This is a genomic window from Clostridium bornimense (genome assembly GCF_000577895.1).
In the GTDB taxonomy this organism is placed as follows: Bacteria; Bacillota; Clostridia; order Clostridiales; family Clostridiaceae; genus Clostridium_AN; species Clostridium_AN bornimense.
Genome location: NZ_HG917868.1, coordinates 1,714,615 through 1,731,273, shown reverse-complemented (window position 1 = coordinate 1,731,273; position 16,659 = coordinate 1,714,615). Strand labels below are relative to the sequence as shown.

Here is a 16,659-nt window from a genome sequence, read left to right as displayed (position 1 = left end):
TTGTACGAAAAAAATAGAGGTGGTTTTTATTTGATAAGTGATGAATTAATCCAGAAGATAAAGGACGAAAATGATATTGCTAGTGTGATAGAAGAAAGTGGTGTCAGACTCAAAAAAAGTGGTAAATATTTAACTGGATTATGTCCCTTTCATAAAGAGAAAACTCCATCATTTACAGTTACACCTGAAAAAGGAATATATAAATGTTTTGGATGTGGAGAAGCAGGTAATGTAATTGTATATGTAATGAAAACTAAAAATCTGCCATTTGTTGAAGCAGTAAAGTATTTAGGGGAAAGAGCCAACATAGAAATTGATGAAGGCAATAAGGAATCCAAAAAAAAGAAGGAGTTTAAAGATAAACTTCTTAAAATTAATAAAGATAGTGCAAGAATATTTTTTAATAATTTAAAAACTAGTAAAAAAGCACAAGATTATTTTAAAAATAGGGAATTGAATATAGCAACAATTAAGAAATTTGGTTTGGGTTATGCCGAAGATTCATGGCATTCATTAATGAATAATCTAAGACGAAAGGGTTATAGATTAGAGGACTTAATAGCGCTAGGGTTAGTAATAAAAAGTGAAAAATCCACCTATGATAGATTTAGAAACCGAGTAATTTTTCCTGTTTTTGATTATAGAGGAAATGTAATAGGTTTTGGTGGACGGGTTTTAGATGATTCTAAACCTAAATATCTTAATTCTCCAGAAAGTTTAATTTTCAAAAAAGGTGACAATTTATATGGCTTAAACTTTGCTATAAAAAGTGGACTGAAAAAGTCAATAATTATAGTAGAAGGTTATATGGATGTAATTACTCTTCATGAGCACAATATTACCAATGTAGTAGCTTCACTGGGAACAGCTTTAACTGTTAATCAAGGTAAGCTTTTAAAGAAGTTTGTGGATACAGTTATAATTTGCTATGATGCTGATGCAGCTGGAAAAAGTGCTACAGAAAGAGGATTTAAGGTATTGCAGGATATGGGAATTAAAATAAAAATTTTAAGAATCCCAGATGGAAAAGATCCTGATGAGTTTGTTAAGAAAAATGGTAGAGATAAATTTATAGATCTTGTTGAAAAATCTATGTCATTAAATGAGTATAAGCTGGAACTAATAAAAGAAAAGTATGACCTTAATGAATCAGAAGATGTTCGACATTTTATAGAAGAGTCTCTAAAGGAAATTTGTATAGATTTATCTAGTTTAGAAAGAGATGAATTTATACATAATATAAGTGAGATAACTAAAGTTAGAGAAGAATTTATAATAGATACATTAAGAAAAATGGAGAATTTTAAAGGTAATTATGAAAAAGTGAATAATTCGGGGTATATTGGCCAAAATATACATTTAGAGAAGAGTAGTTTAAGAATAGAAAGAATATTACTAAAATTATCTTTAAAAAATATTGAAAATTATAAATTAATCTTACAGCATAATGATGAGGAGAACTTATATTCAAGAGAAACAGCACCTTTATTTGAAAAAATTAAAGAGCTTTACAATAGTGGGAAAGTTGATATAACTAAAGATATAGAGGCAAAATGTAATGATGAAGGGACTTTGAAGACACTTATAAAGGTTCGAGAGGAACCAATTATTACAGATGGATATGAAGACGATAAGCTTATATTTGATTGTATAAGAAGACTTAAAAAATTTAAGCTAGAAGAAGAAATAGAGTTCTTAAATGAAGAAATTAAGGAAAAAGAGAAGTTAGGTTCAGTGAATGAGACGATAACATTATTGAAGAAGATGAAAGAGAAACAAAAACAATATAAAGAACTCTAGGGATATTGAGAGGAGGTCTAGCATGGAAAAGGTGAATCCAAAAGACAAGGCTGGAATGTTAAAGATAGTTAAAAAATTAATTGATACTGGTAAATCAAAAGGAAGTTTGACATATAGTGAAATAGTAGATGAGCTTGAAGATGTAGAATTAAGCCCAGAACAAATAGAACAGGTTTATGAAGCGTTAGAATCTATGGGAATAGAAGTAATTGGTGAGAATAAAGATGCAGTAGAGGAAGCAACTGAAGAAATTGACATATCAATTCCTGAAGGAATATCTATAGATGATCCTGTAAGAATGTACTTAAAAGAGATTGGTAAGGTACCTTTATTATCATCAGAAGACGAAATATCACTAGCTATGAGGATAGAAGAAGGAGATCAATTTGCAAAGAAAAAACTTGCAGAAGCAAATCTTAGACTTGTTGTATCTATAGCTAAGAGATATGTAGGAAGAGGAATGTTATTTCTAGATCTTATACAAGAAGGAAATTTAGGTTTAATTAAGGCTGTAGAAAAATTTGACTATAGAAAAGGATATAAGTTTTCAACTTATGCAACATGGTGGATAAGACAGGCAATAACTAGAGCTATTGCAGATCAAGCTAGAACTATAAGAATACCTGTGCATATGGTAGAAACAATAAATAAGCTTATTAGAGTAGAAAGACAACTAGTACAAGAATTAGGAAGAGCACCTCAGCCAGAAGAAATATCAGAAAAAATGGATATGCCAGTTGAGAAAGTTAGAGAAATTATGAAAATAGCTCAAGAGCCTGTATCACTAGAAACGCCAATAGGTGAAGAAGAAGATTCTCATCTTGGAGATTTTATACCTGATGATGAAGCACCAGCACCGGCAGAAGCAGCAGCTTTTACAATGTTAAAAGAGCAGTTAATTAATGTTTTAGATACTCTTACACCTAGGGAAGAAAAAGTATTAAGACTTAGATTTGGTCTTGATGATGGTAGAACGAGAACCCTTGAAGAAGTAGGTAAAGAGTTTAATGTAACAAGAGAAAGAATAAGACAAATTGAAGCTAAGGCATTAAGAAAATTAAGACATCCAAGTAGAAGTAAAAAACTTAAAGATTATTTAGATTAGAGCATCACTTTATGATGCTCTTTTGTTATTGGTGCTATTTAATTATTATGATATAATTATATATATTATAAGGGGGAGATGTTATGAAGGTTTACAAGCAGAAACCAGGAATTGGAAGCTTTTATTTAATACTTATGACGGTGATTCTTAATTTTGCTTTATTATTTATTTCAATGTTTATCGAATCCTATATGATAAATTTATTCGGATTGGTATCTTTAATATGCATTGATATATATCAAATGTATTATATAGTTATATCGTTTACAACTAGATATATAGTAAATGAGGATTCTGTAACAATAAATACATTTTTTTATTTAAGGAATATAAAAATATCAATGAAGGATATAATAGAACTTCGACATGAAGAAAATAAAATAGATGGAATGGTTTTAGATGGATATGGAATGAAAAAATTTGCCTTTGGGATAATTTATATAGAAAATATAGGTGCTACAAGAGCATACATATCTAATTTTGAAAATGTTTTACTTATAAAAACTACTAAGGGTAATTTTGCAATTTCTCCAATAGATATTGGTGGAATTTGTGATGATATATCTATAGAAGGTTCAAAGAAAGTTGAAGATAAAAAAGTAAGTCCATTATATAAAGATAAATTTTTTTTAGCACCATTTATATCTGCTTCATTTCTTATTATAGTATTAATGATAATACCACTTTTATTAGGAATGAAAGATAATTATGCATTAAATTCAATGCCTTTATCTTTTAATGAGAGATTTGAACCGATTAAATGGGGGACATATACACAGTTTGCTGTAAATCAAATTTCTTATGGGCTTATTACAGCAGGAATACTGCTATGTATGTTTTTAACTTCTAATGTATACTCTAAATATGATAGAAAATCATGTTATAAGTATATATATTTACCTTTAATAGTAGCAGTTGTTTTATTATTTATGCAAATTCAAATACTTTCAATATATTATTTTTAGAATACATAGGAGAAAAAAATGTTAGTTTCAAAGAGAATAAAAGAAATATGTGAATTTATAGATTCCTGTGATACATTAGGAGATGTAGGCTGTGATCATGGATATATAGGATTATGCTCGTTAGAGAATAAACTATGTAATAATGTTATTGCTACAGATATTAGTAAAGATTCACTAAAAAAAGCGATGTTTAATGTTAAAGGATCTAAGTTTACTAATGATATTTCCTTTAGAGTTGGTCCTGGACTTAAAGTGTTTAAAAAAAATGAAATAGATGTAGCTGTTATAGCAGGTATGGGAGGAAATCTTATAAGAGATATAATAGAGGATTCATTGGATATCTTTAAAAGTATGGATTATCTAGTATTGCAACCAGTTCAAAATGTAGAAGTTGTAAGAAAATACATTTATGAAAAAGGATACAACTTAATAGAAGAAAAAGTAATTTATGATGAAGAAAAGTATTATCCTATAATTAAAGTATCTTATGGAGAGAATGAAAAAAAATCATTTTCTGATATAGTATATGAGTTAGGTGAGAAGGTAATATGTAATCCTAGTAAAGAGGAAATAATGTATATAAATCATAAAATAAATCATTTTAGAGAAATCATAAACTATATAACAAAAGAAACAGAAGCATCACTTATAAGAAAAAAAGAGATTCAAGATAAAATTGATTTTATGGAGAGTATATTAAATGAAAATAAAAGACTTTGAAGTATATATGAATGGGATAGCACCTACATATTTAAAAGAAGATTTTGATAATGTTGGATTAATGGTAGGGGACTTTGAAGATGAAATATCTAAAATATTAGTGGCTTTAGATGGAACTATTGAAGTTATTGAAGAAGCAGCTGAAAAAAAATGTGATTTAATTTTAACACATCATCCTTTAATATTTAGTAAACCAAGTTCTATTACAAATAAAACAATACAAGGTATTAAAATAAGAAATCTTATAAAAAATAATATTGCGTTATATTCTGCTCATACAAACTTAGATAGTGTTAATGGTGGAATAACAGATACTTTAGGGCAAATATTAGAACTTGAAAATATGACATTATTAAGTAGTAATCCTCTTAGTAGTGATGCTGGTATTGGAAGAATAGGTGTCACTAGTGGTGATATAACATTAAAAGATATATTAGATAAAATAAAGAAAAAATTTGGAATAAATAATATAAGGTATTGTGGTGATTTAACTAATAAAATTAATAGAGTAGCACTATTGAATGGATCAGGACAAGATTTCTTTAAATATGCTAAGGAGCAATCATGTGATTTAATTATAACTGGTGATACTACATATCATTATGTATCAGATTACAATGAAGAAAAAATTAATATTATAGATATGGAACACTTTTATTCAGAATGGATACCTTTTATAGAGATATCAAAAAATATAAAAAAAGATTTAAAAAAGTATGGAGTTGATGTTTTATTATCAGAAAAAAGTAAATCTCCATATAAGAATTATTAAAAATTAATTGATTTAAAATATTAATTATGTTAATATACATATGCGAGTAAAACAGATGGTCGCTGCCTAAAGTTTTAGGGAGAGGAAAGTCCGAGCACCACAGAGCAGAATGCTGGGTAACACCCAGTCAGGGCGACTTGAAGGAAAGTGCAACAGAGATATACCGCCTAGAGTATATTCTAGGTAAGGGTGGAAAGGTGAGGTAAGAGCTTACCAGCGCAATGGCGACTTTGCGGCTATGTAAACCCCATTTGGTGCAAGATCGATTTGAAGCAATGAGTTGCTCGCTCGCTTCAGAAGTATCGCTTGAGTTTATTGGTAACAATAAACCTAGATAGATGACCGTCAAATACAGAACTCGGCTTATAGTTTTAGTCGTACATGAGAGACATTTGGTTATAGTCAAATGTCTCTCTTTTTCTTATTTGGATAAATTATTTTATTTTGCTAATAATATAAAATAAAAGTCTGGTAGGAGCTGATATTAATGTCTAAAAATACAGGAGTTATTAAATGGTTTAATAATGAAATAGGATGTGGATTTGTCGAAACAAAATATGGAATAAATATTTTTGTAAATGATTTGTATTTTAATGATAACAATATGGATTATATTAAGGTGAAAAAGTAAAGTTTTATGTAATTGGCGGCTCTATAGGATTGACGGCAGTTAATATACATAGAATATAGGTTAAAAATGAAAAGATAAATATAGTAAGATATGGTTTTGTAAAAAATATACTCCACAAATCTATAAATATAGTTTATATTATAATATGGCGATTATATTTTAGAATGGAGTAATGGGATGAATAAAGTTATGGATGATAATCTTTTAAAAAGGTACGAAGAAGTTAAAGGATTAATAGAAGGATATTGTAAAACAAATTTAAGTGAAGAATTTGCAGGTTTATGTATTAGAGCAATAGATAAAGTTATTGAAACAAATGAAAAAGGATTTTCAAAAGGAAGATTAGAAGGGTGGGCTTGTGGAGCTGTTCATGCCCTTGCTGGAGTAAATTTCTACTTTGAAAAGTTTTCAAAAATAAATGTTAAAGCTTCAGACTTATATAAATCTTTTAATATAAGCTCTTCAACTGCATTAAGTAGATCTAAAGAAATAAGAGATGGTATAATAGGTGCTGACATAAAAGATTGGGTTACAGAAGAGAATAGAAGTACCTTAAAAGAGATAGCATATAATATTGCTAGAGAGGCTATATATATAGAAAACTATGAAGAGAGAATAAATGAAGCATATTTTGCTTTAAGTTTATATGATAGATGTGTTGATGCTATGCTTATTATAGCTGATGAAGAAATAATGGATTTAAATAAGAAAAAAGAAGCATATAAACTGGCTTTAGATGCAGGATATGATGAGATAAAGGAAGACTTTGAAAGTTTTAGAGGAAACTTTTGGAGTATAAAAGAAACTCAACCATATATGCTTGCAAAATTCTCTTATGGAGACTTATTGTGGGCTTTAGGAGAAAAAGAAGAAGCTATAAAAGAATATACAGAGATGATTGAATTAAATAGTAGTGATTCTCAAGGAATTAGATATATATTAATAAACTGGTTATTAGAAATGAATAAAGATGAAGAGGTAGAAAAACTTTTAGCTACATATAGTGATGATGCAACTGCTATATTTAAGTATGCTAGAGCACTTTTAAGTTATAAATATGGTGATTTAGATAAAGCTAAAGATGAGCTAAAAGAAGCTGTAAAAGTAAATTCATTTATACCACCTTATCTATTAGGATATAAATCTATGCCTAAGTCACTACCAGATTATTGTGAAGCAGGAGATGAAAAAGAAGCAATAATGTATTGTTGGTATTCTTTATCTGCATGGAGAAGTATTTTAGGTTCATTACAATGGCTTAGAAAAAATTATAGATAGATATTGCAAATAATCTTGTGAATTTTTGCTAAATGTAAAAGTTAATAGTATAATGAAGTAAAAAAATAGTGGCTGTTATTAACAGCCTTTTTATATTTTTTTCAGAATAAATGTTCGATACTATTTACTATTCGATATAAAATAATATAAAATATCAAGTATGGATTAAAAATAGGAGGCTAGAAAGACTATGAGTAATAATACTTATGAAGTAACGGATTTAACTTCCTTAGAAAAGCTTGAACCTGTTAGAGTAAGACCAGGTATGTACATAGGATCTACAGGTATAAAAGGATTACATCATTGCCTTTGGGAGATATTGGATAATGCTATTGATGAAATATCTAATGGATATGGCGATAAAGCAACAATAGTTTTGAATAAAGATAAAAGTATAACGGTTAGGGACAATGGAAGAGGTATACCTACAGGAATACATCCTATTAAGAAAAAAAGTGGTGTAGAAATGGTATTTACAGAACTTCATACTGGTGGAAAGTTTAATAATAGTAATTATAAAACTTCCGGTGGATTACATGGAGTTGGAGCTGCTGTCGTTAATGCACTATCTAAATGGGTTGAGGTTGAAGTGTTTCAAGGAGGAAAAATATACAAGCAGAGATTTGAATATGGGTTTGATAAAGACCTAAAGAAAGATATGCCAGGTACTCCAGTTAGTAATCTTAAAATCGTTGGAGATACAGAAGAACAAGGTACAAAGGTTACTTTTATGCCTGATAAAGATATTTTTTCTACAATAGATATAAAATTTGATATAGTAGATCAAAGACTTATGGAATTATCATTCCAAAATAAAGGCATAACCCTTGAACTTATTGATCTAAGAGGAGAAGAAGAAGTTAAAAAATTATACTACTCTGAAAATGGACTTTTAGATTTTATAAGATATTTAAACGAGAGTAAAACAGTATTGCATAAGGATCCTATTACTTTTTCTGGAGATAGAGAAATAGGCGATATAAAGATGAGTGGAGAAATATGCATGGAGTTTACTGATTCAACTTCAGAAAATATTATGAGCTATGTAAATAATATTCCGACTACTGAGGCTGGAACCCATGAGAGTGGTTTTAAAACTGGTATGACTAGAGCCTTTAAGGAATGGGCTAAGAAGTTGAACCTTATAAAAGAAAAGGATAAGGAATTTGAAGGTGATGACTTAAGAGAAGGTCTTACAGCTATTATAAAAATATCCTTAACTAATCCTATTTTTGAGGGGCAAACAAAGACTAAACTTGGAAATAGCGAAGCATACACTATGATGAATGATTTATCCTATACTAAAATTTCTCAATGGATAGAAGATAATAAAGAAGTTGCTACAATGATAATAAATAATGCCATAGCAGCTGCTGCAAGAAAAGATAAAATTAAGAAAATTAATGAATTAGAAAGAAAAAAAGTAGGAAAAGGAACATCACCTCTTGCTGGGAAGATAGCTATATGTACTTCAAAGGATAGAAAGTATAATGAATTTATTGTAGTTGAGGGAGATTCTGCAGGGGGATCAGCAAAACAAGCAAGAGATAGAAGATTTCAATCAGTTATGCCGTCTAAAGGAAAGATAATGAACACCGAGAAGCAAAAATTGGAGAATGTTCTTGCATCAGAAGAACTTAAAATTTTCAATACGGCAATTGGTACTGGTATTCTTACAAATTATAATGAAGAAGATCTTAAATACGATAAAATAATAATAATGTCTGATGCTGATGTGGATGGATATCATATAAGAACTTTATGGATGACATATATATATAGATATATGAGACCACTTATAGCCAATGGACATTTATATATGGCACAACCACCTCTTTATAAAGTATACAAAGTTGTAAAGGGAAAAGAAGTTGCTAAATATGCATATAATGAAGAAGAACTAGATAAAGTAAAAAAGGAAATTGGTAAAGGTGCATTAATACAAAGATATAAGGGACTTGGAGAAATGAATCCAGAACAACTTTGGGAAACTACTTTAAATCCTGAAACTAGAAATCTAATGCAAATTACTATAGAGGATGCTGCAAAAGCAGAGAAGATGGTATCTTTGCTTATGGGAGATGTAGTTGAACCTAGAAAGAATTATATGTATAAATATGCTGAATTTTAAAGAAAGGGACTTACGATATGGCAAAGAAAATTAACATACCGACAGATAAACACGTCATTAAAGTACCTATTGAAGAAGCAATGCCAGATAACTATTTACCTTATGCAGTAGAAGTTGCAAAGGAAAGAGCATTGCCAGATGTTAGGGATGGATTAAAACCGGTTCATAGAAGAATACTATATGGTGCATATAAATTAAAAGCATTTCCAGATAAACCATATTATAAATCGGCGAGAATTGTAGGTGATATTTTAGGTAAATATCATCCACATGGAGATTCTTCTGTATATGATGCAATGGTTATATTAGCACAAAATTTTAGTACAAAAGAGCCGTTAATTGATGGACATGGAAATTGGGGAAGCATAGATGGAGATTCAGCGGCAGCGATGCGTTATACAGAGGCAAGACTTTCAAATATCGCATTAGAAATGTTAAGAGATATTGAAAAAGATACAGTAGATATGGTAGATAACTATTCAGCATCAGAACTAGAACCTAGTGTACTACCAAGTAGATATCCTAATATTTTAGTTAATGGAAGTTTTGGTATTGCAGTAGGACTTTCAACTAATATTCCACCTCATAATTTAGGAGAGGTAATAGATGGAATATTAGCTTATATAGATAATGAAGAAATAACTACAAAAGAGTTAATGAAATATATTAAAGGACCTGATTTGCCAACAGGAGGAGAACTTATAGGAAGTGATTCTATATTGTCTGCTTATGAAACTGGTACAGGCAAGGTAGCATTGAGAGCAAAGACTAATATTGAAAAGAATGAAAATAATAGATGGTGTATTGTTATATCTGAATTTCCATATAGAAAGAATAAGGCTAAATTACTTCAAACTATATCAGAAATGACTGGGGATAAGAAACACGCAAAAATTCTTGATGGAATAATGGATATAAGAGATGAATCTGATAGAACTGGTATTAGAGCTGTAATTGAATTTAAAAAATCAGTTGATGAAGAAGGGGCTAGAAGAGTTTTAAAATATCTTTATATGAAGACAGAACTTCAATGTAATCTTCCATTTAATATGGTTGCTATTGCAGATGGAAAACCTCAAACGTTATCTTTAAGGAGTATTTTAAAACACTATATAAATCATCAAAAAGAAATTATAACAAGAAGAACAGCCAAAGAATTGCAAGAAGCAGAAAAAAGATATCATATAGTTGAAGGATTTATTAAAGCTATTGGAATAATGGATGAAGTAATTAAAACTATAAGAGAGTCTAAGTCAAAAGCCAATGCTAGAGAAAATCTTATGAATAAATTCGGGTTTTCAGATGTACAAAGTGATGCTATTCTTGAACTTATGCTGTATAGATTAACAGGACTTGAGATAAAAGCTTTTGAAAAGGAATATAAAGAATTATCTCGATTAATTAAAAAGCTAAGAAAAATATTAAGCGATGAGAAAGAATTATTAACTGTCGTAAAAAAAGAGCTAGAAGAAGTAAAAAACAATTATAGTACAGAGAGAAAAACTAAAATACTTGATGGTGTAGAAGAGACAAAATTTGATATAGAAGATATTATCGTTTCAGAAGATGTAGTAATAACTTTATCTAATGATGGATATATAAAAAGAATTTCTCAAAAAAGTTTTAATAGACTTTCATCAGGAGTAGAAGATATAGAGTATAGAGAAGGAGACTTTAATAGATTCTTGCTACAATCTAATACAAAGGATACTTTTATGATTTTCACTGATAAAGGGAATATGTATCAGACTAAAGTAAATAATATTAAAGAGATGAGGTGGAAAGAAAAGGGTGAAAGAATTTCAGAAATTATTAAAAGTTGTACTTTAGATGAAGAGTCTATAGTTTATGCCACTACTATTGGTCAAAATAATATGAATAGTGATTTTATTTTTATAACATCAAAAGGTTTTTATAAAAAAACTTCAATAGATAAATATGTAACAGCATATTCAAAAATTGCGGCACTTAAACTTAAAAATGATGAAACATTAGTTATGGTGGATATGGTTTCAAAAGATGAAGAAAGTAAATTTTTAAATGTAACATTAAAGAGTTCATTAAGCTTTATTGTGGAAGAACCAGAGGTTCAAGAGGGAGAAAGAATGGCTGCCACTTCTAAGTTCTTAAGTTTGCCGAATAAAGAAGAGATAATTGATGCAAATATAGTTAATGAAGGAGTTTATGCTGAATTTTCTATTGATATAAGTAAAAAAGGTATTATAAAAAGAAAGAGCAGTGGTAAAAAGATAACTTCTAATGATGATATATTATTATTTACTAGTAAGGGAACAGTATTAAAGATTAGTGCTGTGCTATTTGAAAATTTAAAAGATAATTATGACTTAAGCAAATATTATGATGGATTTTTAAAGAATGATGAAATAATCAAAGTTGTTTATATAAGTAAATTTGATGGAATAGTGATTTTTTCTACTGAACTTGGATATATAAAGAAAACAAGACTTCAAGAATTTAAAAAAGATGAAGGAGTAACTATAGGGTATAAGCTTAAAACTGCTGATGATAAGTTAGTACATGTTGATATTATAGAAGATGATGTTGATTATGTAATGGTTACTAGAAAAGGTATGGCCTTAAGAATTAATACTAGTACAGTAAGTGAAATGGGAAAAGTAGCTTCTGGAGTTATTGCCATATCATTAAGAGATGAAGATAAAGTTATTTATTGTAATACTGTAAGTAAAGAATATAATATAAAGATGATTTCAAAGAATAAAGAAGAAAAGATTATAAATACTAAAGAATTGAATACACAAAATAGAGCTACAAGAGGAAAAAGTGTTTTTACGGTAAATATGGATGATTATATAAATAAAATAAATCAGGGGTGATAAGATGAAAAAAGTAGTAGTATTTTTGGCTACAGGTTTTGAAGAGATAGAAGGGTTAGCTGTTGTAGATATATTAAGAAGAGCAGGAGTTAACGTTGATATTTGTTCTCTCAATGGAGAATATGTTACAGGATCTCATGATATAACAATAAAAAGTGACATTTTAATAGAGAATATAGATATAGATCAGTATCAATGCATCGTATTACCAGGTGGACTGCCAGGGGCAACAAATTTAAGAGATGATAAAAGAATTATTGAATTTGTTAAAAGTTTTGATAAAGAAAGTAAACTTATAGCTGCGATTTGTGCCGCACCTATTGTATTGGAGAGAGCTGGAGTAATAAGAGATAGAGAAATAACTTCATATCCAGGATCTTTAGAAAATAGTGAAAAGTTTAATTATAAAGATGAGATTGTAGTTAGAAGTGAAAATCTTATAACAAGTAGAGGACCAGCGACAGTATTGGAATTTGCATATAATATCCTTAATGCCATGGATTTAAAAGATAAGGCAGATGCATTAAGAGAAGGTATGATGGTTAATTTCTACAATAAAAACATATAAATAATAAGGGCTGTCGTATTAACAAATGAAGATTTGTATGTCAGGGCACAGGGAATAAGGCACAGGGCACTAGTAAAGTGAAAATTCCTCTTTTAGAGGAATTTTATTATAATGCTGTGGATGTCAAAGTATTTTCATATTTACTATAGCTACAAAAATTATATTATAATTCGTAATACAAGAACTGTGTCACAATAAATATTGTGAGCAGTTCTTTTTTGTGAATAAGTAAGAGTGAAGCTTAATTTTCACCACTACTTAACTAGAACAGGTATGAATATTAACATAACTATACCTTATGATATCGTACAGTTATGTTCCAAGCTATATGAAAGTGCAACTTTCATTAGCCATCTGTAAGACTATGGTATTAACTCTATTTTAATTATATAGTCAGTCTATATAACAAACTAATGACATATTACTTATAATCTCAGAAATTCTTCAAGAATTTCATCTATACCTGTGCCTTGTGCCATCATACTTGTGCTCTGTGAAGCATAAATTTACAAGAAGGAGATAATATATGATTAAATATCTATCAAATGGTATAAAGGTTATAATTGAACCGACGGAAGGAGAATTAACTAGTTTTACTATTGGATTTAATGGTGGGGCATTACAAGATAATGAAGAGCTTGGAATATGTCATTATATTGAACATGGATTGTTTCTAGGGACCAAGAATAGAAGTGAAGAAGAGATAAATGTAGAGTTTGATAAGTATTTTGGCTTTTATAATGCTATGACTAATTATTCTTATGTAGTTTTTTATGGAACAACTTTTAATGAAGATTTTGAAAAAGGACTAGAATTATATAGTGATATATTACTAAATCCTACTTTCCCTGATGAAAAACTTGAAAGAGAAAAAAATATTATTTATACAGAAATTGATGAATGGTTACAAAATGAAAAGTTAAAAAGTGAAAGCATATTATTTTCAAAAATTTTCAATGGTAGATTGCAAAATATAATTCATGGAAATAAAGAAAGTTTGAAAAAGATAACTAGGGAAAGTGTAATAAAAAAATATAATGATATATATGTAGCTGAAAATTGTACTATTTCTGTTGTTACATCAATAGAAAGTGATATAATTTTAAAATGTTTAGAAGAAAATTTTGCATATATGAAAAAAGGTAAACGTTTTATATACCCTGAAAGAGAGGTTTTATCTGGGAAGAAGATTACTGCAAGCGGTGAGAATAGTAATACAGCTACAGTATTTGTGTCAATTGATTTACATGGTTTAAGTAAAGAAGAAAAGTATTGCATGCAGATTTTAGATTACATTTTAGGCATTGGTACAAACTCTATTTTATATGATAGACTTCGAACTGATAAAGCGTTAGTTTATGATGTTGAAACAGAAATTAGATTTGATTCTGGAGTAGAGATATATTTAATTAATGCTATGACAAGTAAAGATAAGGGAGAAAATGTGGCTAGTGAGGTTGAAGAAATATTAGATAACTTAAAGAACTATATATCAGATATTGATGAAGAAGAAATAAAGCATTATATTAAGAAAGTAAAGATGAGTAAAACAATAAGGTGGGAGAGAAAGATTCAAAAGGCTAAAGATTTATCTGCAGAAGATATTATGTTTTCAGAGGAAAATTCATTGGTGGATAATGAAATAGAAATAATAAATAAAAAATTACTTTTTAAATTATGTGATAGAATTAAGAATTACTCCATATTAATTAATAATTAGTATTTTTGTGGGGTAAAAAATGAAAAAAGAATATTATTTAAAAAACTTACATTGTACAAACTGTGGAGAAAAGATTGAGAGACGTTTGAAGAAGATAGATTTTATAAAAGATGTACAAGTTGATTTTATCACTAAAAAAATCTATATCGAAACTAAAGAAGATATAAGGGGTCTGGATAAGAAAGTGAAAAAAACTGTGCATTCTGTAGAACCTAATTGTATTATTGAAGAAAGAAAATATATGCACGAAGAAGAAATAGCTAATGTAGATATAATGAAGTACATAATTGCAGTTACAATGTTTCTGACAGGGATTATTTTAGATAATAAATATTCTTTTTATTTATTAATTATAGCTTACATAATTATAGGATATAAAATTATAGTAAAATCAATTAAAAATATTATTAGAGGAAATGTTTTTGACGAGAATTTTTTAATGTCACTAGCTACACTAACAGCAATAGGAATAAATCAATATAAAGAAGCAGTAGCAGTAATGCTATTTTATAGTATTGGAGAAATGATACAAAATCTTTCAGTAGAATCATCAAGAAATTCTATTAAAGAATTGCTAAAGTTAAAAGAACCGAAAGTTAATTGTATAGAAGAGAATAAGATAGTAACAAAGCCAATAGAAAAAATAAAAATAGGTGAAGTAACCTTAGTTAAGTCAGGAGAAAAGGTGCCATTAGATGGGAGTTTAATTGATAAAGTATGTATATGTGATACATCACCACTCACAGGGGAGTTGGTTCCTAAGGTATATACAAAAGGTGAAAGTATAAAAAGTGGTATTATAAATATTAATGAACCAATAAGAATAAAGGTAGACTCCGAATATAAAAATTCTACAATAAAGCAGGTTTTAGATTTAGTTGAAAATTCAACTTTAAAAAAAGGCAAAAGTGAAAAAATGATAACAAAGTTTTCAAAAGTATATACACCTATTATACTTATAATAGCATTTATGACCACTATACTTGGTTATAGTATATTTGGAGGAAAATTAGTAGCCTGGATTTATAAATCATTAATATTTTTAGTATTATCATGTCCTTGTGCACTAGTATTGTCAATACCACTAGGATATTTTTCAGGTATTGGTGCAGCGGCAAAGCATGGAATAATGATAAAAGGTTCTAAGTATTTAGATACCATTTGTAGTCTAGAAAGTATTTTTTTTGATAAAACAGGAACAATTACTGAAGGAAAGTTCCATGTAACAGAAATAGTGCCATTTATCAATATACCAAAAGAAAAACTTATAGAGTTAGCAGTAGCTGCGGAGTATTATTCAAATCATCCTATAGCAAAAACTTTGAGAAATTCTTATAATATGAATATAGATATAAACTCGTTATCTAATTTTCACGAACATGTAGGTATGGGGAATAGGTGTACTTATAAGGGAAAGGATATTATTATAGGAAACTGTAAACTTATGAATAGGTACAATATTAAAATTGATGATAATTGTAAAATGGGTACATCTATATATCTGGCTATGAATAGAAGAGTAATTGGTAAACTTATATTTAATGATAAAATAAAGCAAGGTAGTTATAAAGCCATAAATGATATAAAAGAACTAGGAATTAACGATATATATATTTTATCAGGTGATTGCAAAGAAAATGTGGAAGATGTAAAAAATCTACTATCTATAGATAGAGGTTTAAGTGATTTATTACCACAAGATAAAATTAAAGCTTTTGAAGAATTATCTAAAAATAAAATTACTTCATTTGTAGGTGATGGTATTAATGATGCTCCGGTATTGTCTATGGCACATGTTGGAATAGCAATGGGAGGGCTTGGTTCTGATATTGCGATAGAAGCTGCGGATATAGTAATAATGGGAGATGATCTAAGTAAGATTCCAATTATCATAAAAATTGCTAAGGTTACTAGAAAGGTAGTTTTACAAAATATAGTTATGTGTATTGGAGTGAAGCTTACTATATTATTATTAGGAATATTAGGACATTCAACGTTATGGGGAGCAGTATTTGCAGATGTAGGGGTAGCCTTAATTGCTATTTTTAACTCAATTAGGATAGAATATAGAAAATATAATTAAAAAAGGGAGGGTGCAAACAATATTCGTGTAA

12 protein-coding genes and 1 other RNA gene are annotated in these 16,659 nt (G+C 28.6%); all 13 read left to right on the top strand.

What is annotated here, in order from left to right:
• Positions 1 to 30: 30 nt before the first annotated feature.
• Positions 31 to 1,800, top strand: a complete 1,770-nt coding sequence (dnaG, locus tag CM240_RS17995) for a DNA primase (protein ID WP_044038036.1) — start codon at positions 31 to 33, stop codon at positions 1,798 to 1,800.
• 22 nt (positions 1,801 to 1,822) lie between these two features.
• Entirely contained in the window at positions 1,823 to 2,905 is a 1,083-nt protein-coding gene (gene rpoD / locus CM240_RS17990; RefSeq protein WP_044038034.1) for an RNA polymerase sigma factor RpoD, read from the top strand.
• Between the two features lie 83 nt (positions 2,906 to 2,988).
• Positions 2,989 to 3,870 carry a PH domain-containing protein gene (locus tag CM240_RS07750; protein ID WP_044038032.1) on the top strand — a complete coding sequence of 294 codons (882 nt, stop codon included), beginning with the start codon at positions 2,989 to 2,991 and terminating at the stop codon, positions 3,868 to 3,870.
• A gap of 18 nt (positions 3,871 to 3,888) precedes the next feature.
• Positions 3,889 to 4,590, top strand: coding sequence for a tRNA (adenine(22)-N(1))-methyltransferase (locus tag CM240_RS07745; RefSeq protein ID WP_044038030.1), 702 nt, complete (start codon positions 3,889 to 3,891; stop codon positions 4,588 to 4,590).
• Entirely contained in the window at positions 4,571 to 5,362 is a 792-nt protein-coding gene (locus CM240_RS07740; protein ID WP_044038028.1) for a Nif3-like dinuclear metal center hexameric protein, read from the top strand. Before CM240_RS07745 ends, CM240_RS07740 begins: the two co-directional genes overlap by 20 nt.
• Before the next feature lie 43 nt (positions 5,363 to 5,405).
• An RNA gene (gene rnpB / locus CM240_RS16950) (RNase P RNA component class A) lies at positions 5,406 to 5,744 on the top strand.
• Positions 5,745 to 5,849: 105 nt separating this feature from the next.
• A complete protein-coding gene (locus CM240_RS17470) occupies positions 5,850 to 5,993 on the top strand; it encodes a cold shock domain-containing protein (RefSeq protein ID WP_156930526.1) in 144 nt (47 codons plus the stop codon).
• Between the two features lie 177 nt (positions 5,994 to 6,170).
• Positions 6,171 to 7,271, top strand: a complete 1,101-nt coding sequence (locus tag CM240_RS07735; RefSeq protein ID WP_044038027.1) for a DUF6398 domain-containing protein — start codon at positions 6,171 to 6,173, stop codon at positions 7,269 to 7,271.
• A 190-nt stretch (positions 7,272 to 7,461) separates the two neighbouring features.
• Positions 7,462 to 9,402 carry a DNA gyrase/topoisomerase IV subunit B gene (locus CM240_RS07730; RefSeq protein WP_044038024.1) on the top strand — a complete coding sequence of 647 codons (1,941 nt, stop codon included), beginning with the start codon at positions 7,462 to 7,464 and terminating at the stop codon, positions 9,400 to 9,402.
• A gap of 17 nt (positions 9,403 to 9,419) precedes the next feature.
• A complete protein-coding gene (locus CM240_RS07725; protein WP_044038022.1) occupies positions 9,420 to 12,257 on the top strand; it encodes a DNA topoisomerase IV subunit A in 2,838 nt (945 codons plus the stop codon).
• A 4-nt stretch (positions 12,258 to 12,261) separates the two neighbouring features.
• Complete coding sequence (locus CM240_RS07720) at positions 12,262 to 12,825, top strand: DJ-1 family glyoxalase III (protein ID WP_044038020.1); 564 nt, start codon at positions 12,262 to 12,264, stop codon at positions 12,823 to 12,825.
• A gap of 526 nt (positions 12,826 to 13,351) precedes the next feature.
• Positions 13,352 to 14,545, top strand: coding sequence for a M16 family metallopeptidase (locus tag CM240_RS07715; RefSeq protein ID WP_044038018.1), 1,194 nt, complete (start codon positions 13,352 to 13,354; stop codon positions 14,543 to 14,545).
• A 19-nt stretch (positions 14,546 to 14,564) separates the two neighbouring features.
• Positions 14,565 to 16,628, top strand: coding sequence for a heavy metal translocating P-type ATPase (locus tag CM240_RS07710; RefSeq protein ID WP_044038015.1), 2,064 nt, complete (start codon positions 14,565 to 14,567; stop codon positions 16,626 to 16,628).
• Positions 16,629 to 16,659: the final 31 nt, after the last annotated feature.

Coding starts and splice junctions, on each gene's coding strand:
- rpoD (WP_044038034.1), top strand. CDS start 1,823: ATGGAAAAGGTGAATCCAAAAGACAAGGCTGGAATGTTAAAGATAGTT.
- CM240_RS07750 (WP_044038032.1), top strand. CDS start 2,989: ATGAAGGTTTACAAGCAGAAACCAGGAATTGGAAGCTTTTATTTAATA.
- CM240_RS07745 (WP_044038030.1), top strand. CDS start 3,889: ATGTTAGTTTCAAAGAGAATAAAAGAAATATGTGAATTTATAGATTCC.
- CM240_RS07740 (WP_044038028.1), top strand. CDS start 4,571: ATGAAAATAAAAGACTTTGAAGTATATATGAATGGGATAGCACCTACA.
- CM240_RS17470 (WP_156930526.1), top strand. CDS start 5,850: ATGTCTAAAAATACAGGAGTTATTAAATGGTTTAATAATGAAATAGGA.
- CM240_RS07735 (WP_044038027.1), top strand. CDS start 6,171: ATGAATAAAGTTATGGATGATAATCTTTTAAAAAGGTACGAAGAAGTT.
- CM240_RS07730 (WP_044038024.1), top strand. CDS start 7,462: ATGAGTAATAATACTTATGAAGTAACGGATTTAACTTCCTTAGAAAAG.
- CM240_RS07725 (WP_044038022.1), top strand. CDS start 9,420: ATGGCAAAGAAAATTAACATACCGACAGATAAACACGTCATTAAAGTA.
- CM240_RS07720 (WP_044038020.1), top strand. CDS start 12,262: ATGAAAAAAGTAGTAGTATTTTTGGCTACAGGTTTTGAAGAGATAGAA.
- CM240_RS07715 (WP_044038018.1), top strand. CDS start 13,352: ATGATTAAATATCTATCAAATGGTATAAAGGTTATAATTGAACCGACG.
- CM240_RS07710 (WP_044038015.1), top strand. CDS start 14,565: ATGAAAAAAGAATATTATTTAAAAAACTTACATTGTACAAACTGTGGA.